The sequence below is a fragment of the Corynebacterium sp. HMSC074E01 genome (assembly GCF_001808885.1).
In the GTDB taxonomy this organism is placed as follows: domain Bacteria; phylum Actinomycetota; class Actinomycetes; order Mycobacteriales; family Mycobacteriaceae; genus Corynebacterium.
In genome coordinates this window covers 132,494-153,115 of the sequence record NZ_KV794846.1, presented here as the reverse complement: position 1 = coordinate 153,115, position 20,622 = coordinate 132,494, and the positions used below count along the sequence as shown (strand labels likewise).

The following is a 20,622-nucleotide window of genomic DNA, read 5'->3' as shown; positions in this document are numbered from 1 at the left end:
TACGCAAGCGGCTGGAGTGCTTTTGAGCCTCGTCGCTCCGTTCCACGCCGCCACGGCCCCTGCCGTGACTAGGCACCTCACAATAGTCGCGGCGCACCTCCGACTACGGCGCCGAGCACGCTGCCGCGTGGCCCGACAGCAGATGGCATCTCACAAAAGGCATCCCGCAGATGGCATCTGCGAACTGTGCCGAAGCCCGGTCAATAGCCGTTTGCGCGGGCGAAAACGGAACCGCAGGCGAAGAGAGCCCGTAAACACAGGGCAGGCCTGCGGGCGAAAACGGAGCCGCGGGCAAAGAAGTACCTGCAAACGCGGGCGGTCCTGTGCCGCGGAGGCGCGGTTAGAGGACCCGAAGAATCGAGTCCATCGCGCGCATCAAGTCTGCGCGGCAGGCATCGGCGGCCGCCTCGCGCTCACCCTGCACGATGAGGTGAGCCAAGTCGATGTTGGCTTGCACGTGGTTATCGTGAATCTGCGGGTAGCGCTCCAGCGTCAACAAGAAGGTCAGGCGCATCCGCGCCAGCAGGTGCGACATTGAGCGGTCCAGCGTCGGCGAGCCCAAGCCAGCGACCAGCTGCCGATGGAAGCGCTGGTTGATGAGGGGGCGGGGAGCGCCGTCTTGCACGGCGGATTCGGTCAGCCGCACCAGCTCGCCCGGGTCTTCGAAGGTGGCGTAGCGCGCCGCGGCCGGTTCGATGGCGGCGCGCGCCAGATAAAGATCGCGCACGAAATCGGTATCCGGGGTGGCGATGAAAACGCCTCTGTGCGGAATGCGCTCCACGATGCGCTCGGAAGCGAGCATGGCGAAGGACTCCCGCAGGGTGTTGCGGGAGCATTCGAAGCGCTCGGCCGCGCGGACCTCGCTGAGCTGCTGCCCAGGCATGTACTCGCCCTCGGAGATGGCGGCGCGGAGCGCGGAGGCGACGGAATCTGCAAGCATGCGACTTACAGTAGCCCGCCGCTTAAGAAATCGTGGCGATTACCGCGCCGGGTTCCAACCTCGAGCCCTCCTTCGCAACACGGCTCAGCTTGCCCGCGGACGGAGCCTTGACCGCGGATTCCATCTTCATGGCCTCAATCGTGGCGATGGCCTGGCCTTCCTCGACCGTCTCGCCGTCCTCGACGTTCCATGCCACGAGGTTGGCCTCGTAGGGGCTGGTCACTTCGTTGCCACTGGCGCTGGCACCGGAGGCCGCGCTTGCCGGCGCCCCCTTCACCTGTCCCTGCGCCAACATATCGGTGGGGAAGCCCACGCTGACTAGTTTGCCGTCGATCTCCAGCGCAACGCGGGTGCGCTGCGCGTAGATGGCCTCGACGGGGACGGTAGCGCTCGTGGCTTCCGCGGAGGGACGGTAGTTGTGGTCGAGCCAGTCGGTGTAGATGCCGGCCGCGGCATCGGCATCGCCGTGGTCCACGAGGACCTGGGAGGAGACCATATCGCGGTGGAAGGGCAGGACGGTGCGCACGCCCTCGATGTCGAATTCCTGGAGGGCCTGCTGTGCGCGCTTCAGCGCGATCTCGCGGGTCGGGCCCCATACTAGGAGCTTGGCCACGAGCGAGTCATAGTAGGGCGGCACGATGGAGCCGGAGCGTACGCCGGCGTCCACGCGGATGCCAGGGCCGGTTGGTGGCTCGAAGCGCACAATGGTGCCCGGGCAGGGAGCGAAGCCGTTGAGGATGTCCTCGGCATTGATGCGGAACTCGAAGGCGTGGCCGTCGGACACGGGGTCTGAAGCGTCTGAAGCGTGCGCTTCAGACGGGGAAGAGGTATCTGACGCGGGAGCGTCAGATAGGAAAGACAAGGGCTCGCCCGAGGCGATGCGGAACTGCTCCGCAATGATGTCCACGCCGGTGACCATCTCAGTCACCGGGTGCTCCACCTGCACGCGGGTATTGACCTCGAGGAAGGAAATCGTGCCGTCCTCGGAGACGATGTACTCGACGGTGCCTGCACCGGTGTAGCCGACCTTCGCGCAGATGGCGCGGGCACCTTCGTGGATGCCGGTGCGCTGCTCGTCGCTAAGCGCAGGCGCCGGGGCCTCCTCAATGAGCTTCTGGAAGCGGCGCTGCGTGGAGCAATCGCGGGTGCCCAGCACGGCGACGTTGCCGTGCGTATCAGCCAGAATCTGCGCCTCCACGTGGCGCGGGTGGGTCAGGAACTTCTCCACGTAGCACTCCGCGCGCCCGAAAGCCTCCTTGGCTTCGCGGCCGGCGGAGTTGAACGCGGCCTCGATGTCCTCGAGGTTCTCCACCACCTTCAGACCGCGTCCGCCGCCGCCATAGGCAGCCTTGATGGCGATGGGCAGGCCGTGCTCCTCAGCGAAGGCTCGGGCTTCCTGCCAGTCATCGATGGGATCGGAGGTACCCGGTGCCAGCGGGGCACCGACCTCCTCGGCCACGCGGCGCGCAGCAATCTTGTCACCGAGCAGCTCGATGGACTCCGGCGAGGGACCAATCCATGTCAGGCCGGCCTCGGCCACGGCGCGGGCAAAGTCGGCGTTCTCCGAGAGGAAGCCGTAGCCCGGGTGAATGGCATCCGCGCCTGCGCGCACGGCGATATCGAGGAGTGTTGGGATATTCATGTAGGTATCCGCCGCAGAGTTACCGGGCAGCGCGTAAGCTTCGTCAGCCACCTGGGTGTGCAGGGCGCCGGCATCGGCCTCGGAGTAAATGGCGATGGAGCGGATGCCCAAGTCACGCGCGGTGCGGGCGATACGGACGGCGATCTCGCCGCGGTTAGCAATAAGGACTGCAGAGATCATGGGTGGTTGTTCCTTTACTAGTGTTTAAGCGAGTTCAAAGCGGACCGTCGCTCCCGGCGGGAGTTGCGCGGCAATGTCAATATCTTCTTCGAGGACCGTGGCGATGACCGGGTAACCGCCGGTCACGGCGTGATCACGGAGGAAAATCACGGGTTCGCCACTCGGCGGTACCTGGACGGAGCCGGCCACCATACCCTCCGAAGCCAGCTCGCCCTCGCGGGCGCGGCTTAAGCTCACGGAGCCCTCCGGGCCGACCAGGCGCACGCCCACGCGGTTGGACTGTGCGGTCACAGTCCACTCGGTGGCCAGGAAGGCCTCCAGGCTCTCAGGAGTAAACCAGTCATCGCGCGGACCGAGCACGCAGCGCAGCACGCCCTCGGTCTGGCCGTGCGCGCCTTCGCGAACGCGCATCGGGTTGCTCAGCTGGGCATCGGTCATCGCGGTGGAGCGGGGGAGGACACCGATTACGTCGCCAAGCCGCACTGGTGCAGGCCCCAGCCCGGAAAGCACATCGGTGGAGGCCGAGCCCAGCTCTGCATCCGCCACGATGCCGCCGCGGATGGCGATGTAGTTGCGCAGGCCTACCGCCGCGGGATCCACAGTCACAGTCGAACCAGCCGTGACGAGCACTGGGCGCGCGAGGTGCACCGGCATATCGTCCAGCAGGACGCGGGATTGGGCGCCGGTGACGCACATGACGGCGTCGGTCAGCGCGCGCAGGCGGATGCCGCCGATATTCTCCAGCACGGTGGCACCGCGGGGGTTACCCACCGCGACGTTGGCGGTGGCCGCCGCGGCTAGGTCGGCTGCACCCGAGGGCGTAACACCCAAGTTGCCGCGGCCGGGGCGACCCTGGTCTTGGAAGAGCGTGAGCAGCCCGGCATCGAGGACCTCCAAGCGCGGCAGGCGCGCCGGTGTGCGGCGGCCGAAAGGCGTGGTCGACACAACATCTGGGAGCGAGCTCACCGCGCGGTAGCGCACGCGGTCGCCTGGCTGGACCAGCGCTGGCGGGTGGGCATCAGATTCCCACATCGGGGTCGAGGTAGTGCCCAACAGCTGCCAGCCGCCAGGGGAGACGCGCGGGTAGACCGCAGAGAAACCGCCAGCAATACCGACGGCACCCGCCGGCACTGCGGTGCGCGGGGTGGCGCGGCGCTCGATGTTGAAGTTCTGTGCCGGGTCCGCTGGGGTGCAATAGGTAAAGCCGGGTGCGAAGCCGCCGAAGGCCGCGAGCCACTCGGTCGACGTGTGCCAGTCAATGAGGCCTTCGCGTGACATGCCCATCAACTCGGCGGCCTCGTCGAGGTCTTCGCCGTCATAGAGAACGTCGATCTCCACAAAGCGCGGATCCTCGCCCGCCTGCGCGGTGGGGTGGAAATCCTGCAGTTTCTCGGCGGCAGCGGCGGCGGAATTCGGCGTGGCAAAGGTCAGCAACAAGGTGGTGGCTGCAGCAATGGCATCGACTTGGTCCTTGAGCGGATTGGCGTCGAGGGCCGCGTGCCACGCCATGACCTGGGACAAGTCCTCCAGCTCTACGAGCAGCGCGCGTGTTCCTACGGGGTGAATATGCATCAGATAGCGCTCCGAGTCTCAATCCCGCGCGCCTGCAGTTCCTTGACCACACCGCGCAGCAGCTCTACCGCACCGGGCGAATCACCGTGCGTGCACACCGACTGGGCATCCACGTTGAGCACGGAGCCGTCGATGGCCGTGATGGATCCGGTTTCGGCGACCTCGAGCACGCGCTTGACGACGTCCCCCTCATCACCCATCCCCGCATTCGCCTCTCGCCGCGAGACGAGCGTGCCATCGGGGTTGTAGTTGCGGTCAGCGAAGGCCTCGCGGATGACGGTGAGTCCCTTCTGCTCGGCGATGTCGACGGCGATGCCGCCGGGCAGCAGCATGACGGGCAGATCACCGAAGGCCTTGATGCCGTCGATAACGGCGTGGGCTTGGGCTTCGTGGTGGACGATGGTGTTGTACATCGCGCCATGCGGCTTGACATAGGCAACGCGGGTTCCGTTGGCCTGGGCTAGGGCTTGGAGGGCACCGATTTGGTAGGTGACTTCGTCGGCAAGCTCCGCAGGGGCGTAATCGATGAAGCGACGTCCGAATGCTGCTGGGTCGTTGTAGCCCACGTGCGCGCCGACGGTGACTCCCGCTTCCGCGGCCGCTTTGAGGGTGCCCGCGATGGAGTGCGGGTCGCCGGCGTGGAAGCCAGTGGCGACGTTGGCCGAGGAGACGAGCTGGAGCATCGCGGCGTCATCGGCCACGGGGTTGCCGGCGGTGGTTTCGCCGAGGTCAGCGTTGAGGTCTATGTGCAGCGCGCTCATAACAGGAGGACACCTCTTCTGTAGTTCCCAAATTGTTGAACAATCTATGGGTGCCTAGTGTAGCCCGCATCACGCCACTTTGTGAAGTGTGTCCCTCATCTGTGTAGTTGTGGGAAGTGAACGTACCCCCATCGCGACGGCGATGGGGGTACGGCTGTCTGGTGCTGTCACTGAGATGTTGCTGGGGGAGTGTGGGGTAAAACGCAAAAGCCGCGTTCCTCTGCCTTGAAAAAGAGGAACGCGGTGTGCGGAGCCTAGTGCTTAGGCGAAGAACTTGCGGCGAGCGGCGAAAGCGCCAGCAGCGATCATGGCTGCGAAGGCGAGTGCAGCGAGGCCACGAGCGACGGTGTTGGAGCCGGTCTCAGCGGAGATACCGCGGGACTGTGCCGGTGCCTGTGCGGCGGTGTTGTCAGCAACCTGGCCACCCTGAGCGATGACCTCGTCCTTGTTGGCGTTGAGCATTTGCTCGGAAGCGGCCTTCTCCTCAGCGGTCGGGGTGCCCTGCTGTGCAGCCTCCTGGGACTTCACGTAGGTCTTGCCGTCCTGGGACAGGTACCAGGTCACGCCACCGATGACGAGGGCTGCCGGCAGAGCCAGCCAAGCCAGCTTCTTCTTGTCGAAATCGGACTCGGAGGAGGAGTCCTCGTCTTCCTCGACCGGAGCTTCGTCTTCAGGAGCGTCCTCTTCGGGAGCCTCCTCTTCAGGATCCTGCTGAGCCTGCAGCTGCTCCCAAGCCCACTGTGCCTGCTCTTCGGTCAGTTTGGTGGTTCCGTCCAGCTCGCCGTCCTCGTTGCGGTGCGCGTAGGTACCGTCGGCCTGCCTCTGGTAGGTCACGCCATCGAGTTCAAACTCGGCCGGGGCCGGAATCTGGGCAGAGGCAACGGCGGTGCCGCCGAGTGCGAGGGAGCCAGCCAAGACGGCTGCGGTCAGAGTGCGGTTGATGCGCTTCATAAGTTTCTCCTTGTGAGGATGGTGAGAGTGATTCGATCCAACGTGAACCACAATAGTCACAACTTTCACATCGGCCACAAGGTTTGGAGAGTTTGTTTCGCTAGCATGACGGTCGCTTATCGCGTTAATTGAACTGCGTGTTCGACATGTGGAAGCTCGCTCGATTGGGCCCATGGTGTCTGCTGACCTGCAGGAATATGCGTAATGAAAACAGGCGAACTGGGAAAATGTTCGATAAATGTGTGGCGAGCTGGCCATCCCCCTCTATGGGGGTATGTCGGGTGGATCTAGCCTTGGTCTGCGGCGGCTTCAGGTGTTTCAGCTACGCCTTCAAACTGCCATCCCACCACGGCATTGCGCACCGCCGCTGCTAGAGGGTTGGCTGGCTGGATACAGCTGATGGTGAGCAAGCGGCCGGGCTGGGCATCGGCGCCCCAAATGCTCTCATCCTGTTCGAGGCCTTCCTTTGAGGGATCGTGCAGATCCGTTGCGGTGTACACCAGCCACTGATCCCCGGAGTTCTGCGTGCGCAGGTAAAGCTTGTCGCCTAAGGAAGCCTTGTGCTCATCTGCCCGGCCGTCATAGAGATTATTAAAGACTGCCGGTACGCCCGCGCCGGTATGGCCGGCGATGACCACGATGTCCTGAGCATCCGTACCGGGAAGTGAATAAGGTTTATCCTCCGCCGTGTAGGTGCAGGCCTTATTCATCGAGTCAGGGTTGATCTTGTTGTCTTTGATTCGGCAGGATCCTTCCTCGAAATCTGTGCGCACGTCAATCGCGGGGATGTACATTTCGATTGCGGGGGAGGGCTCGATGACTGCGGCGGGTTCCGTGACGACGTCGGCCGGTTGTGGCGCGGGTACCTCTGGTTCCTTATTGAACTTAAGCGCGGCGACAATCCCGATGAACACCAACGCCAGAATCAGGAGAACCCCCATCCCGCGACGGCTGGCAGGGATGCGAGGGCTTGTTGCTTGGTGCCGCTTTACGGTCTTTGTTGTCTTCTTTGGTGCCTTTCGCGTCGGCGCGGGTCGGGTAGGCGCCGACAAAGAAGCGGAGCGTCGTGAGGGAGTAGCGGCCGATGAAGAAGGTGCTAGGCGTTCTTGGCTGGGGCGGCGTCGTGGCCGGTAGGGCGGGCGCTCAGAGGTAGCATCCGTGCGGCCTTGAAGAGATCGGCTACGGCGTGCACGTTCAGCACGAAGATCAATACGGATTCCTTCTTCTGGCAGGCGGTAGTTATCGCGCTGTGCCGAGTAGCGAGAATCCATGGTGAGCTCCTGAGAAGAACGATAATTAGAAAATTACAGTACTACTCAGTAAGTGACTAGTCCGTAAGTACGCGTCATCAATCGCTTGTTACCGAAGTCCATCCAAGGGCTTCCGCTCACTGGCGAGCTGAAAGCGTAGTGCGTAGGTGATGAGCCAGTGAGTGGACATGAAGTGGCCGTCGACAAGCTGTGGTTGCGCACTGGCCGCCAGCGCTTGGGCGCGCGGCAGGACGGAGGCATCGAAATGCTCGGCGAGTTCAACGAGCATCCATGCCCTGGTCAGTGCCAGTCCGTGGCGGTGGGCGAGGAGGCCATCGGTTGGATCGAGCACCTCTGGGATTGTGGTCAAGAAGTCCAGCGCTTCGGAACGACGGGGAAGAAAGCCATCAAACCAACGCGGGAAATCCGGCAGCACGCGGGACATGAGTAGTGCTTCAGATAGTCCGTTGGAGAGGAAATCGTGCCCGGAAAGCTCCCAGTCCAGTGGGTAGTCGCGGTCATTGCCGAAAAGGCGGACGGCAGCCTCGCGCACCGAGCTCGCCAGTGAATCTAGCCTGATCTTCTCCGCGGCCTCGAGAATGAGGAAAAGGCTGAAGGCGGTATTGGAATGCATGCCGTGGCGCACCGGTTGGTTGAGCGATTCAAGCCAGTCGTGGCAGTGCTGTGCGGTTAGTTCAACGAGTTTGTCCATCGCTTCACTCGGGCGAACCGAGGCGAGCTGCAACAACCAAGCGCGTCCATAGGGCATCTCATACCCGGGGTGTTCGACAAGGTAGTTGTATTCGACGGTGAGGGCTTGGGGGCTGAGGCGATCGTCGAGAAGCGCGGCAAGACTGGTGGGGGATTCCGGTCCGAGAACCTTGTTTAGTAGCGCGCCTGAGTACTGCATGTGGACGCTGGAGTGCCAGTCGAAGCAGCCGTAGAAACTGGGGTGTAGCTCGCGTGGGCGCACGGTGCATTCATCCGCATTGGTGCTCGTGTGGTGCATCGCGGCGGGAAATTCGCGCTCGAGTGCGACCACAATTGCTTCCGCCCAGGCGCTGGCACAAGTTTCTAGCGTGGTCATGCATCAAGTATGGCAAAGCTGAGAGTACCGCTGCAGCGCTCGGCAGATTCCGGTGTGGAACCGGACTCGAATAGATTTTCATAGGTTCGAGGGTCAAGACTCGGCCGGTAATCGTAGAGAAACTGCGGAGAATGCCGAGTATTCCGCTGGAGAGCATCCAAGATTTTTAGGAGTGCGAATGGACTTCGATGTGCTCTCTTCTCCGTTTGCCGAGAACCTCGTGGAAACGGTGGAGCTGCGTGAAGCCCGGTTATTGCGGAAAAGGACTTTTACGATGTTGTATAGTCTCATTAGTGAGCTCGACAGGAGACGGGCAGACAATGAGTCGGAGGGGGGTAAATAGTATGCCGGCTTTTCTCATCAAATATCACCGTCCAACGGGTGCACTGAACGTCACCGAGTTTGGATCCCTCACTGCGGTAACTCTTGCCCGTCACGACCTCGATCAAATCAACGACAACCAAACGTTGAACTCGTTGCCATTGGCGCTGAGAGCCTAGAGTCCGTCCGGCACACGCACGCGCGCTACTTCTTCCGCGAGAGGACCGCACCGCCGTACCCCTCCGTGGCTTAAAGCTAGAAGCATTAAAAGCGCAGTTGGTGAAAGCTAGCTGCGAAGGATTTTCTCCATGGTCTTTCCTTTGGCTAGCTCATCAACGAGCTTGTCCATGTACCGAATGTTTTGCATCAGTGGGTCCTCGATGTCCTGGACACGGTGCCCGCAGATGCTGCCGGTGATGAGGCAGCGGGATGGGTTCAGATGCGGGGCCTGCTCGAAGAATTCCTCGAGGGTGACCTTCTCTTCGCGGACCCGCTCCAGCCCCTCAACTGAGTATCCGGTAAGTCAAGTGATGACTTCGTGGAGCTCGCTGACAGTCCTGCCTTTGCGCTCTACCTTCTTAATGTAGTGCGGATAGATATCGGCGAAGGGCACGGAAAAGATGCGGTGAGACATGGGTGCAGTATATCGGTGGGCCTCATGGTCCGGGGAGGCCGTTCATTGCCGTTCTGTAATGTTCCCGCTGCCGTTTGATCACGCTGTGAAACGCCAAAAAGAGGGCACCCGCAGCCATCTCGAAACGGTTTGGGTGCCCTCTTCTCTGAGGCCTGGGGAGGTGAGCTAGTTCCAGACGGGGGCGCTACCAAGCTGCAGCTCGGAGTAGCGCGCCTCCGGAACGGTGGCGGAGTAGGGCTTGCCCACAGCCTCCCATTCCTGGTCGGTATTACAACGCACGTCCTGACCGTCGGTATCGAGCATGGTAAAGCCCCACACCAGCTTGCCCTGGGAGTTCGCCGGCAGCGTGTACGGGCCAACCTCCTGGTTCAGCTTCCAGTGCTGCTCGTGCACGTAGTTGAAACCGTAGGTCTGGGTCAGCACCTTGGCCAGTTCGCCCTCGCCCTTGATGGAGCCGGAGACCTCGATGGTCTGCGTGCGGGCCTGGGTCACGGTGTGGCTGACCGGCACGGGCTCATCATTGCGGTTGGCCACGCTGGTGGCATCGGTCTGCTTGAACCAGCGGCGTGTGGCGGTGACATAGGTGCCGTTCTCACCGGGTGTTGCGCAGTGCGTGCCCGGCTTGAAATCATCATTCCAACGCTGCGGCAGCTCGAAGTCCCCGCCGAAGTCCGCGGCGTGGGCAACGGGAGCGGCCGCCAGCAGGCTCAGCGCGGCACAGGCGCTAGCGAAGGTGCTCGCGATGGACTTCTTCAGCACGTCTTAGCCCCAATCGTTGTTGTCGCGGGTGGAGACCTCCACGTGGCGCTCCTTCGGCAGGGTAGCGGTGAAGGTCTCGCCGTTGGCCTGCCAGGTGTTATCGGAACCGCAGATGGTCTTCTGGCCTTCGAAGTCGGAGACAACCCAGCCGGCGCGCATGACGGCGGTCTTGCCCGGGGCGATGTTGTACGGACCGACCTGCTCGCCGACCTCATAGGACTGGGAATCGGTGTAGCTGGAGGAGAAGGTGAAGTTGATCAGATCCAGCAGCTTGAAGTCAACGCCGGCGGAAACGTTCCAGGTCTTGGTCTTGGTTTCCTTGATGGAGCGGGTGACCGGCAGCGGCTCGTCGTTGTAGTTGGACACGGTCCAGGAGCCGGCGGAGCCGTCGAAGTAGGTGCGCTTGATCTTAACGGTCTGGCCGGTGTCACCCGGGTTGGTGCAGTGCTCACCGATGGTGGTCGGGTTGGCCGGGCCCAGGTCACGTGCCGGGAGGGCGTTAGCGGCCGGGGTAGCGATCAGGCCGCAGGCGATGGCCACGGCGGCGGTGGTGGAAGCAATCTTGGTCTTGAACATGGTGATTTCTCCTTGGGATTAAAGGTGGATTAGTAGATGGTCTGGGTCGGGACCGGGAGGTCGCGGTACTCCTCCGGAGTGACGTCTTCGGTGCGGGTGGAACCGTCCTTGCCCGTGATGGTGGCCTCCGCCCAGAAACCGCTGGGAGCGGTGGTCTGCTTGTAGTTGGAGGTCAGGCTGTACTTTCCGTCCTTGCCGCAGTGGATTTCGCGGTAGTTGATGCGGGTCATGGTGGTGCCGTACTCCACGCGAACGCGCTCGCCGGGAGCGAGGTCGACGTGCTCGAGCTCGGTTCCCACCGGCATGTAGGCACGCTTGACCGCGCCGACGGATTCCAGCCAGCCCTTCGGGATATCCCCGCGGTTGCCCTGCCAGTTGGTGTAGGGCGAGTGCTCCGCACCGACGACGAAGTCAGTGACCGGCGCATACTCGTAGTCACCCTTGGACCAGTTGAGGAAGTCCGTGGAGTAGCCCGGCTTGCGGAAGCTCGGCGTCACGGCAGTGATATCCAGCGGGTACCAGGAGCTATCGCCGCTCTCGCAGGTCTCTCCCTCCTTCGGCCAGGAGGGGTCGCGCTGCAAGTCCTCGGAAGGCTGCATGATTTCATCCTTCTTCGGGTCCGCGATCTTCTCCAGGCTGGGGCCGGATACGGAGGTGTAGTTGCCTTCGATGGGCTTTGAGTTCGCGCCCGGGGAGCGGGAAGGAATCTCCATGGCCAGGTCCGAAATGGAGCCATCGGCCTTGATGATGTAGGCAAAGGCATAACGCTCGGCCGGGCCTTTGCCGCGGATGACGTTGGCGCCGGGGAGGTTCTCCAGACGGTCGTCATTGCAACCGACGAACATCGAGATGAAGTCTTTTTCCACCACGCCATATTCCACGCGGAAGGATTCGCCCGGCTTGAGCGTGATGGGGCCGAAGGTTTCCTTCTCCTGCCAACCGTTGCTCAACTTCAGGCCGATATCGGACTTGGCGGTGGTGTCCCACCCGGAGGGCATCGCGGCCTTGGAGTTGGCCTCAATCTTGTGGTTGGTGCCGGTTTCCACCGAGGCGGTGTAGGGCACCTCTTGGTCAGTGGTGTTCTTGAACTGCAGGGTGCCGTCGCTCAAATAACGGCGTCCGGTTTCTGCGAAGTGCCACTCGGGAGTGGCGTTGTCTTCACCTGCTGCGCTGCAGCTCTTGTAGAGGTTGGTGATGGGGTAGGCCTGCGGCATGGGCGGAATGCTGGCCGCCTGTGCTGCGGGCGCGATGAAGGCCGCGGTTGCCATCGCGGCAGTAGCTGTCAGCGGCGCGAGCGCACGCAATCCCTTGATGTGCACCTGGATACCGTCCTTAAAGAATCTCAAAGAATGATGTGGAACTAATTTAAGCCTGAAACAATCCTAGGCGTCAGAAGCGCACTCCTAGGAAAAGGAGGAATGACTTTTCTTAGGCCGGTGGGGAGGTTAGCGATGCCAATATGATGACTGCCAGTGTTTTGACCTTTCGTGCACCATAATTTGGTCGACCCTATGTGGGGGAGTTGAAAACCTACAGTTTTCTGTCAAACCTGCTGGCAGTGGGCTTCACTCTGTGTATCTTCCACCGTGAGATTGAGGGGGATGAAGGGTATTGCCATGTCCGCATTTCTCACCCCGGGGTGAGAAACGCGCGGAAGGCACTATGGTGCAAATGGCGCTGCGCTTGGCGACGTCCCCCTCGTCTCCCTCGCGGTCCTCTCTTATGTAGGGCAGGGTGTGTGCTGGGTGATGCGAAAGTATATTCCCATAGGGCTGTTAATAATCCACCGCATCGCGAACAATCGGACAGGTCATGCAGTGCCCGCCACCGCGCCCGCGGCCTAGTTCCGCGGAGCCGATTTCGACGACCTCAATGCCGGCAGCCCGCAACTTCTTATTGGTGTGCTTGTTGCGGTCATAGGCCACCACCACGCCGGGCTCAATGGCCACGACATTGTTGGCATCATCCCACTGTTCACGGGCGGCGGTATAAACATCTCCGCCGGTTTCGATGACCTCGAAGCTTCCAATGCCGAGTGCCTGTGCGACGACTTCAAGGAAGGAGTCGGTGGGTAGTTCGACGTCGAAAGGCGCCGTGCTCGTCGAGGGATGCAGAACGATGGGCCGGATGGTGTCCACAACCTTGGGGTAGGCGGTGACCTTATCCGCATCCAGGAAGGTCAGGACGGTATCCAGGTGCATCGAGGCGCGGTCGGCAGCCATCGCCGCGATGATGATCTTCTCCACCGCGCCTTCCTCGAAGAGCCGCATGGCCAGCTGGCTCACACCTTGCCACGTGGTGCGCTCACCCATGCCGACGAGGACGATGCCCTTGCCAATCGGCATGATGTCGCCGCCCTCCAGCGCTGCCAGCCCCGGCTCCTCATCGTTATTTCCGTACCAGAACTGAAAATCTGCCTGCGCAAACCGCGGGTGATAGTTGTAGATAGCCCGTGTTAGGAGTGTTTCCTGGTGGCGCGCCGGCATGCGCATTGGGTTGAGCGAAACCCCGCCATAAATCCAGGCCGAGTTATCGCGCGCGTACTGCGTATTGGGCAGCGGGCGCAGCGCAAAAGCGGAAGGCCCGTAGACCTCGCGCATGGCGTCGATGGTGCCGTGGCCGAGACCTTTCGGAATCTCAGCGAAAGGCAGCCCGCCGATGAGGAGCTCCGCCAGGCGCGCGTTGGACATCTCGTTGAACCAGTGGCGCAGCTCGCCGCCGATGCCCACGCCAACGTTCCTATCCAACAGCTTGAAATCCAAGATGAAGTCACGCCCGCCCGGGGTGGCTAGCGTTTCCTCCAGGAGGGTGTGCATCTCCAGCACCTCGACGCCGTAGCTGCGCAGCTTGGCGACGAACTCCGCGTGATGCTTCTTGGCTTCGTCGACCCAGAGGACGTCGTCGAAAAGCAGCTCCCCACAGTTGTTGGGGGTCAGCCGTTCATGCGCGAGTCCCGGCGCACACACCATGACCTGGCGGAGCTTGCCAACCTCGGACCACACGCCCAGCGGGGGAGTTGTCATCTGCGTGAACCTTTCTTTGCGTGCGGTGCACCGTGTTAGCCACGTGTGTAGTGAGTGGCAGCACCGCAAGAGCTGATTGTGAACTAGATGACAATTCTAAGATGAGTTTGAACTTTTTCAAGCTTCCGAGGGTGAGGAAAGTCCACGTAGATGCAGTTTTTGCGGCTGTGTGCATACTATTATCTGCGTTTATTCACACGGTCCTGGCGCGCACGTGGTGCGGTTCCATGCAGAGCTTGCCGACGTCCGTCCCTCCACCACTGCGGTAACATCGACGCCGAGGCCATCGTGCCCTAGCCGGAGGCTGGATGAATAAAGACGGAGGGAATGAAAACTCTGCGCGAATAGTAGAAAGGGGAAATTTTCTCATGCTCTCCCATGACCCGTTGCGCGAATCCCACCCAAAGAGCTTTTGAAGCCTTGTGAAGTTTACGAATTTTGTGAATTCTTTGAAGTTTGTGAAGAGCTTTGAAGTTTGAAAGAGGGGCCGCGCCGCTAGGCAATGGGAAGTAGCAGCGCGGCCCCGGAGTGATAGGGAAGAAGGGCGGATTCCGTCTTCCGTGTAGGGGAATCTTTGACATTAGGAGTGGAGCTGGACATGGCTGCGCATGATTCGAACGCGCGGGTCGAACGTCCAGTTGGACGAAACGGCAAACTAGCACGTGCACGGTCAACAGCATTAATGAGCAACGTACTGTAAACGTATGGCTCAGGACGCTTTGGAACCTATATCGCAACTGCCCCGCGGCGAGTTCGCCTTCCCCGGCCCGCTTCGCGATGCCCTCGTCACCGCCATCCTGGACGGCACCAAGACCACCACGACGTCCTTGCTGGCTGAGTACCCGCGCGACCATGACCCGCGTGAGGATGTGGGCACCTTTGAGGCCGTCCTCGATTCACACGACAACGTGGTGTGCGTCATCCGCACCACCGAGGTCTACGCGTGCCGGCTTGCGGACGTCAGCGACGAGCACGCCATCGCCGAGGGCGAGGGATACGCCGATGCCAGTGAATGGCGCGCCGGGCATGAGCAGTTCTGGCGTTCACCCGAGTTCGTTGAATATATCGGGGAGCTAGATATCAACGATGACACCCAGGTGGTGTGTCAGCGTTTCACCATCGACTCGCGGTACCCGACTAGGGGTTTGGTGCCGTGGCACGCCGAAACCTAGGAGAGTCGGTACACCTCGTAGTCATCCGGCACGCCCGCACCGGGGACGTGCTGAAGTCCAAGCTTTAGGGCTAGCGCAATCGACGCCTCGTTCGTGGGGTCGATGATGGCGACGACGGGGAGCTGAGGGAAACGCTCGCGCGCACTGGCAATCGCAGCGGCTGCGGCCTCCTTGGCATAGCCCTGGCCTTGCGATTCGGGTGCGAAGCGGTAGTAGAGGTTGAGCACTTCTTCACCGGCTTCTTCGCTATGGCGCACACCGGTAAAGCCTATGGTTGTGCCATCGAGTGTGGACACCACGTAGTATCCCAGTTGCTTTTCACTCCAATTCTGTTGCCACGAGCGTGCTAGCTCCACGGCTTCCTCCCTGGTCTTCATGGCTAGTTCAGGGCGGTGCTCGTAGGTGCGAGCATCCGAGTGAATAGCAAAGACGGCATCAATGTCGGCATCTCTTGGTGCTGACAAGCTGAGCCGCGGGGTGCGGAGAGTGTGAGCATCATTCATTGCGACTCCTAAGATTGAAAGCTACGGTCTGCCAAGGTTACCCAAACTTGAAACGGGTGGTGCAGTCGTTCTTGGCCGAAGGCTGCGCTGCTGCGCTGGTCGGCAAGGAACAGATGCTGCCTCAGGCTTCTGATAGGGGTTCCTCTACCAACTGGCCTGGTTCTTTAAGGGCTTCTTCCTCGAAGAATGACGAGTCTTCTACAGCGTTTCCTTCGCTGACATCGCGTTGGACCGTCTTCTTCAGGGCACCCTCGATGAGCGTGCAGAGTGATTCCCTTCGAAGCTCAAAGAACGCATCAAAGTTGTCGCTGCGCAGTGCTTTGGGTGAAATGAGGTGTCCGCGGAGAACGTCGTCCACGCCGTCGGCAGCGAAGCCTGATTCGCTCTCAACCTTGGACAAGTATGCCGACGGTGCGACGCCACCGATGACACGGTTGGTGCGTGCGCTCAGCGTCGTCTTGTTGACGATGGATTCGCGGCGCTCGTCATCAATTCCGTTTTTCTTGCACCAGTCCTTCGGGAAAATATGGTGAATATCCACGGCCATATCCCTGTACTGGAATGCGCCGAATTGTTTACCTTCTACCCAGTCAGTTGAGCCCTGTGCCATGATGAGCGCGGCAATGCCTTTATATGCAGCGGCATTGCGGGTGCGCAAGGAATGAAGGCGGGATTCAGCAAAAGTAGCGTCCTGCACGGTGCGCGGGGCGGTAGTTTCTTCACCCATCGCCCAAGCGGGCACCCCTTCGAGGTCACGCACGAAGCGTGTCTCAATGGCAGCGCCATAAAGCTCGCCCAAGACTCCGCTCCAGAACCACTGCGTGATTTTTTCTTTCACGTGGTGCTTGTCTGCTTCCTTGCCAAGGACAACGGCGATGGCAGCTAGCGGCACTAATTGCTTCGGGTAGGGGACATCCCTGAATCGATAGATGTGCAGGTCTGCGAGGAAGCCTGCTACCCAGATGAATCCTTGACGCAGGGCGTCACGCCAGGTGAGGTAGTCGTTCAACTCAAGCCTTAGAACGTCTTCCCTCTTGGCAGACAGACCGACTTTGCGGTTTCCCGAAGAATGCTTGCTTCGCTCAAGGGTCGTTAACATTGTGATTGCTTGGAGGAAGTCAGTGTTTTCCACCTTGTGGAGGACATCATGTTCTTTCCATAGCTCCTTGGTCTCAACCCAGTCATCGTTGAGGCGGAAATCGCGCTGGTACTTGTCGTAGTACTCGGCATCGCCTGCGAACACCGCCGTGAGGAGCTCAAAAACGTTGAGCGGGAGCCCGCCAACATTGACCTTTTCGAAGACGGTGGCCACCGCTGCCTTGTCGGTCTGTTTGTCTAGCTCAATTGCTGGAATCTTGTATTCGTTGATCTGGCGGATGATTCCATCGCTGAATGCGGTCATGAGCTCGGTATCGCCCAACTTGCCGAACCATTCGAAAAGTCCCATCTGATCAAGCAGTAGCGAAACGGGGATATAACCCGCTTCGTGTTGCTTCTCCATGCTGCTGAGATCAAGCACGATATCGCGGTTGAAGTTGGTTCGAATTATCCCATCAGCTGGCACGGAGATCACTGCCTCATCCAGCTCGAAGGGATCCTCAATAGACTTCTGGATATTGATGAAGTACCTGCGATCGAGGCGCTTGCCGCGTGAGTCTTTGGTGTGAACAACGCCGTCGCCTTTGAGGGCTTGGGTAAGCGATGTTAGTCGTTGCTGACCGTCGAGAAGCAAGAACTTGGGCTCGGAAGTAGCCGTAGCCTCGGTGCTCTCGATCGGGCGTGGCTTGAACCTGACCGAGGAGTTACCAGTTTCCAACAACATGATGATGCCCAGCGGATGCCCACGGAAAATGGTGATGAGGAGCTGACGAACACGCTCGTCTTCCCACTTATACTTTCGCTGGAAATCGGGGAGCTGAACCTCTCCGTTCTCGGTGGAGCGCATCAGCGCCGATAGTTGGTGCATGTTGGTGTTGAAACCCACCGGAGCCTCCTCTGTGGTGAATAGTCCATTCCAGCATGCCTCAAAAGCTCAAGGGAGGAGGAGAAAATGGAGCAGGTTTTGTGAAACCAGCTCCCGCTAAAGCGTTCGTGAGTCAGTGGAACATTCCAACCTGATTCCTGTACAAAGCTCTATTGGAAGGGTGCTGTGTTTAGCTATTACCCCGTGATGCGAAGGTGTCTGATACCTGAACCTAAAGTGTTCGCTAGACGGATTCTCCCAAACGAATAAGGGTCGGATTGTCGGTAGCGCCTGAAACTGAAGGATCTGCGTAGACAAAGTATCCCAATTCGTGGTTGTCCGGCACTTCATAGGCATACGATGCCTTCCCCGAGAAGCCGGGAGCGATTGAGTCGGAACAGTCAGGGTTCCCTGCGAGATGGTACAGATTTTTAACAGTTGTATATTCTTGTCCTTGGCTATTCATGAGCACCGTAAAGCCGTCAAAGCCACATGACAAATGAAGGGCTTTGACGCTCTCATTGGTAATAGAAGCGTTTACCCGAACAAACTTAGCCCCGTCGTGATCTGGGGTTAGAGCCTCTGAATCAGTGAGGTACTCGCGAGCTTCCTTTTTTATCCCTAGCTCACTGACTATCTCAACTGACTCTACTGTTAGACGGATCCCGTGGTTGGTAGATAATTCTCCCACTGAAAAAATGTTTTGACCTTCGTCTGTCGAAGACGGTGAATCATCCTGTCCGGTTAAAGTCGAACTTGGTGCAGTTGAGTGTAAGTTGGCTGGAGCCGCCGAGGAATTCTCGCCGGTGTTTACCCGTGCGTCGGTCGTTCCAGTATCCGCGAGTGTGATGGCGCCGAAGGTTAGAAGTGGACCTGCGATTAGTGAGGCGCCCAATGACCAAAGGGGTACCGGTTTCTTGAGGAAGCTTTGCTTCCTAACTGCGGGAACGTAGAACGGGTTTGAATTGTCATTTGCCATGTTTTATCGAATCATTCAGTGATTGGTTGTCGAAGGAGAGGGCACCCGTTGCCAAGCCTAATAGGGCCGCCGGTGGTGACATGAGGCGTAGCGATGGTTTCGCTCGGGTAGATAGTCAGTCTGAGCTTTTCGGCTCCTGCTGTAGACGAGAGAACGTCGTGATATAAATATCGCTTATTTTTCTTTTGGGTCAAAATCAAAAGCGTTAGTTCTCTGGAAATCTCACTCCAAGACGTCTCTACTGCGGCTTGAACTTGTGGATTGGATTTGACTCTGAAACTGCAGAATGACCATGTGTGGTGACGCTCAGGGAGAAAGTCCTGTGGGATCGATGCTGGGCGGCCGTACAACCTAGGAAGCGGCAGTTCTTGCTGCAGCATTTTCTGACTTTATTTTCTAGAACTCCTGAAGCTTCCTTAGAGTTAAAACCTGTCTGCGGTTTGGTCCTTCCTTTTAGTGGCGGAGTGTACGAATCCTACCGCCCAAAATTCTGCACAGCATACAGCTTGCTATCAGCACCGACGGCCATGCCGATGCCCACGGACTTGGCGCGGGGATCGAGCAGGTTCGTGCGGTGGCCAGGGGAGTCCATCCACAGCTGAACAACGCGGGCATCGGAGTAGTCGCTCCATGCCTGGAGAACATTCTCACCACCGGCTGGCAGGCCGGCGGGGTAGTGGGTCCAGTAGTTCGGGCGGTGACGGGTCTTGCCATCGCGGCTCAAGGTGTTGGCCCAATCTTGTGCCAAGTTGGTCAGATTCGGGTCAACACGCAGCGGTGCGAGGCCATTGCCCACGCGTTGGGCATTGGTTTGCTTAATAATGCCTTGCACACTGGCGGATGCGCGGGGAGCTGGAGCTGCCGGGCCGGCAGCGGAGGGCATGGCGTTGATGAACGCGGCTGGCGTGGAAGAGCCGAAGGAACTTACGGCCTGAGCAGGAACGTTGAGGGAGCCGGCGAAGAGTGCTGCGGCGGCAGCAATCGGGGCGACGATCTTTGTGGCTTTATGCCCGAATGAAAGGCGGAACATGGCTGGGCACCTTTTTCTACTTCAGGGGCTAAGTGGCGGCATTGTGGCCGCGTACCGAGCGGTACTTTCACCTAAAATTAAAGCTCCTAATCGGGTGGAAAATCCGTTTGACCAGTGGTTTTAAGCTTGTCTGTGCGTTTATATTGCTTCGCGCAAAATATAGTTTGCATTTATCCATCTGTGGGGAGGTGTTGGCGGAGGAGGCGTCGGCAAGCGCGGCGAAGAGCAGGCAGAAGGGCTGTGTGTGCTTTGTAGTGGAGATTGAGGATTAAGAAAATCAATCGAACCATTAAGGCGGGCTATCCTGACGGTGCCTGGTGGTTGCTGAATCGTTGCTAGGCTGATGCGCCATGGCACTCTTTGATGGGCCGCTGCTCTTAGATGGTGGCCTCGGAACCCACCTTGCAGCCCAGGGGCATGACATCGCAGGCCCGCTGTGGTCGGCGCGGGTGTTGCGGGAGAACCCCGCGCTCATTGAGTCTGCGCACGTGGACTTCTTCGCCGCCGGCGCTCAGGTGGCCACCACGGCCTCCTACCAAGTCACCTTTGATGTGCTTGGTGAAGAAGCGGAGAAGCTTCTGCGTCGCAGCGTCGGAGTGGCTCGTGGGGCGGCGCAAGTGGCCGTCGACAAGCGCGCTGCCCACGGTGAACTGCTTGTCGCCGCATCCATCGGTCCTTATGGTGCCGGTCCGGGGAAGGGGACGGACTATGACGGCGCTTATGATCTGCGCCGTGATGAGCTGCAGCGCTGGCATGCCCGCAGGGTAGCGGTACTCGCGGATACTGATGCCGACTTCCTTCTTGCGGAAACCATTCCCAACGTCGAGGAGGCCGCAGCACTGCTCGAACTCCTTGAAGCACAGCCTAAGCCTTTTGCACTAAGCATTACCGGCGCCATCGCGGCGGGCCTGGCGAAGCTCTCGCAGGTTATTGAGCTGGCCAACCAGTCACCCCGTCTGGGAGCCTTGGGCGTAAATTGCGTCAACCCATCGCAGGCATGCGGGGTGGTGGCGCACGTGCGCGGTGCTATCGATAAGCCGCTTCTGGCCTGCCCCAACAGTGGTGAGGTCTGGGATTTTAGTGCCCACGACTGGCAGCCTGCTCCGGCTAGCGAAATGAGCTTGCCCGAAGCGGCGTTGAAACTTCGCGCCGCAGGAGTCAACGTGCTGGGCGGCTGTTGCCGCGTTGGCCCTGCGGAGATTCGGCAGTTGCGCAAGGCCATCAGCTAAGCCGTCTGGTTAATGCCGAGACAATCCTGTGGTATGGGGATAGAGTGTTC

General features: G+C 60.1%; 17 protein-coding genes and 1 pseudogene. 2 read left to right on the top strand and 16 right to left on the bottom strand.

Annotated features, from left to right (window positions below; genetic code table 11):
• Nucleotides 1-340: 340 nt before the first annotated feature.
• From HMPREF2537_RS06030 to HMPREF2537_RS05975, 12 genes and pseudogenes are all read right to left on the bottom strand, one after another.
• On the bottom strand, nucleotides 341-940 hold the full coding sequence (locus tag HMPREF2537_RS06030) for a GntR family transcriptional regulator (protein ID WP_070526452.1): 600 nt from the start codon (nucleotides 938-940) through the stop codon (nucleotides 341-343).
• A gap of 22 nt (nucleotides 941-962) precedes the next feature.
• The gene (locus HMPREF2537_RS06025) at nucleotides 963-2,762 is read right to left on the bottom strand and encodes an acetyl/propionyl/methylcrotonyl-CoA carboxylase subunit alpha (RefSeq protein WP_070526449.1); all 1,800 of its coding nucleotides are present in this window, start codon (nucleotides 2,760-2,762) and stop codon (nucleotides 963-965) included.
• Between the two features lie 24 nt (nucleotides 2,763-2,786).
• A complete protein-coding gene (locus HMPREF2537_RS06020) occupies nucleotides 2,787-4,334 on the bottom strand; it encodes a 5-oxoprolinase subunit B/C family protein (RefSeq protein WP_070526444.1) in 1,548 nt (515 codons plus the stop codon).
• Nucleotides 4,334-5,095 (bottom strand): 5-oxoprolinase subunit PxpA, encoded by a 762-nt coding sequence (locus tag HMPREF2537_RS06015; RefSeq protein WP_070526442.1) that lies wholly within the window; start codon nucleotides 5,093-5,095, stop codon nucleotides 4,334-4,336. Before HMPREF2537_RS06015 ends, HMPREF2537_RS06020 begins: the two co-directional genes overlap by 1 nt.
• A 261-nt stretch (nucleotides 5,096-5,356) precedes the next feature.
• Entirely contained in the window at nucleotides 5,357-6,046 is a 690-nt protein-coding gene (locus tag HMPREF2537_RS06010) for a hypothetical protein (RefSeq protein WP_070526439.1), read from the bottom strand.
• A gap of 287 nt (nucleotides 6,047-6,333) precedes the next feature.
• Nucleotides 6,334-6,987, bottom strand: coding sequence for a sortase family protein (locus HMPREF2537_RS06005; protein WP_246820257.1), 654 nt, complete (start codon nucleotides 6,985-6,987; stop codon nucleotides 6,334-6,336).
• Nucleotides 6,988-7,405: 418 nt separating this feature from the next.
• Nucleotides 7,406-8,383: a DUF2891 family protein gene (locus HMPREF2537_RS06000; protein WP_070526436.1), complete on the bottom strand. Its 978-nt coding sequence runs from the start codon at nucleotides 8,381-8,383 to the stop codon at nucleotides 7,406-7,408.
• 607 nt (nucleotides 8,384-8,990) lie between these two features.
• Nucleotides 8,991-9,338: pseudogene (locus tag HMPREF2537_RS05995) on the bottom strand (DUF2200 domain-containing protein).
• Nucleotides 9,339-9,503: 165 nt separating this feature from the next.
• Nucleotides 9,504-10,097, bottom strand: a complete 594-nt coding sequence (locus HMPREF2537_RS05990) for a hypothetical protein (protein ID WP_070526433.1) — start codon at nucleotides 10,095-10,097, stop codon at nucleotides 9,504-9,506.
• Between the two features lie 3 nt (nucleotides 10,098-10,100).
• Nucleotides 10,101-10,673 carry a hypothetical protein gene (locus tag HMPREF2537_RS05985; protein ID WP_070526429.1) on the bottom strand — a complete coding sequence of 191 codons (573 nt, stop codon included), beginning with the start codon at nucleotides 10,671-10,673 and terminating at the stop codon, nucleotides 10,101-10,103.
• A gap of 29 nt (nucleotides 10,674-10,702) precedes the next feature.
• Nucleotides 10,703-11,941 carry a hypothetical protein gene (locus HMPREF2537_RS05980; RefSeq protein WP_210383628.1) on the bottom strand — a complete coding sequence of 413 codons (1,239 nt, stop codon included), beginning with the start codon at nucleotides 11,939-11,941 and terminating at the stop codon, nucleotides 10,703-10,705.
• Nucleotides 11,942-12,448: 507 nt separating this feature from the next.
• A complete protein-coding gene (locus HMPREF2537_RS05975; RefSeq protein WP_070526423.1) occupies nucleotides 12,449-13,696 on the bottom strand; it encodes an arginine deiminase in 1,248 nt (415 codons plus the stop codon).
• 704 nt (nucleotides 13,697-14,400) lie between these two features.
• Here HMPREF2537_RS05975 and HMPREF2537_RS05970 point away from each other — a divergent pair.
• Nucleotides 14,401-14,868: an ASCH domain-containing protein gene (locus tag HMPREF2537_RS05970; protein WP_070526420.1), complete on the top strand. Its 468-nt coding sequence runs from the start codon at nucleotides 14,401-14,403 to the stop codon at nucleotides 14,866-14,868.
• Here HMPREF2537_RS05970 and HMPREF2537_RS05965 read toward each other — a convergent pair.
• From HMPREF2537_RS05965 to HMPREF2537_RS05955, 4 genes are all read right to left on the bottom strand, one after another.
• Nucleotides 14,865-15,371, bottom strand: coding sequence for a GNAT family N-acetyltransferase (locus HMPREF2537_RS05965; RefSeq protein ID WP_070526418.1), 507 nt, complete (start codon nucleotides 15,369-15,371; stop codon nucleotides 14,865-14,867). The two genes, HMPREF2537_RS05970 and HMPREF2537_RS05965, sit on opposite strands and share 4 nt — an antisense overlap.
• Nucleotides 15,372-15,492: 121 nt before the next feature.
• Nucleotides 15,493-17,355: a GmrSD restriction endonuclease domain-containing protein gene (locus HMPREF2537_RS05960; protein ID WP_070526415.1), complete on the bottom strand. Its 1,863-nt coding sequence runs from the start codon at nucleotides 17,353-17,355 to the stop codon at nucleotides 15,493-15,495.
• A gap of 223 nt (nucleotides 17,356-17,578) precedes the next feature.
• Nucleotides 17,579-18,313: a DUF4352 domain-containing protein gene (locus HMPREF2537_RS12455; RefSeq protein WP_083298977.1), complete on the bottom strand. Its 735-nt coding sequence runs from the start codon at nucleotides 18,311-18,313 to the stop codon at nucleotides 17,579-17,581.
• 475 nt (nucleotides 18,314-18,788) lie between these two features.
• Entirely contained in the window at nucleotides 18,789-19,343 is a 555-nt protein-coding gene (locus tag HMPREF2537_RS05955; protein WP_070526412.1) for a CAP domain-containing protein, read from the bottom strand.
• A 350-nt stretch (nucleotides 19,344-19,693) separates the two neighbouring features.
• Here HMPREF2537_RS05955 and mmuM point away from each other — a divergent pair, with 350 nt between their 5' ends.
• Nucleotides 19,694-20,572: a homocysteine S-methyltransferase gene (gene mmuM / locus HMPREF2537_RS05945; RefSeq protein ID WP_070526405.1), complete on the top strand. Its 879-nt coding sequence runs from the start codon at nucleotides 19,694-19,696 to the stop codon at nucleotides 20,570-20,572.
• Nucleotides 20,573-20,622 lie beyond the last annotated feature (50 nt).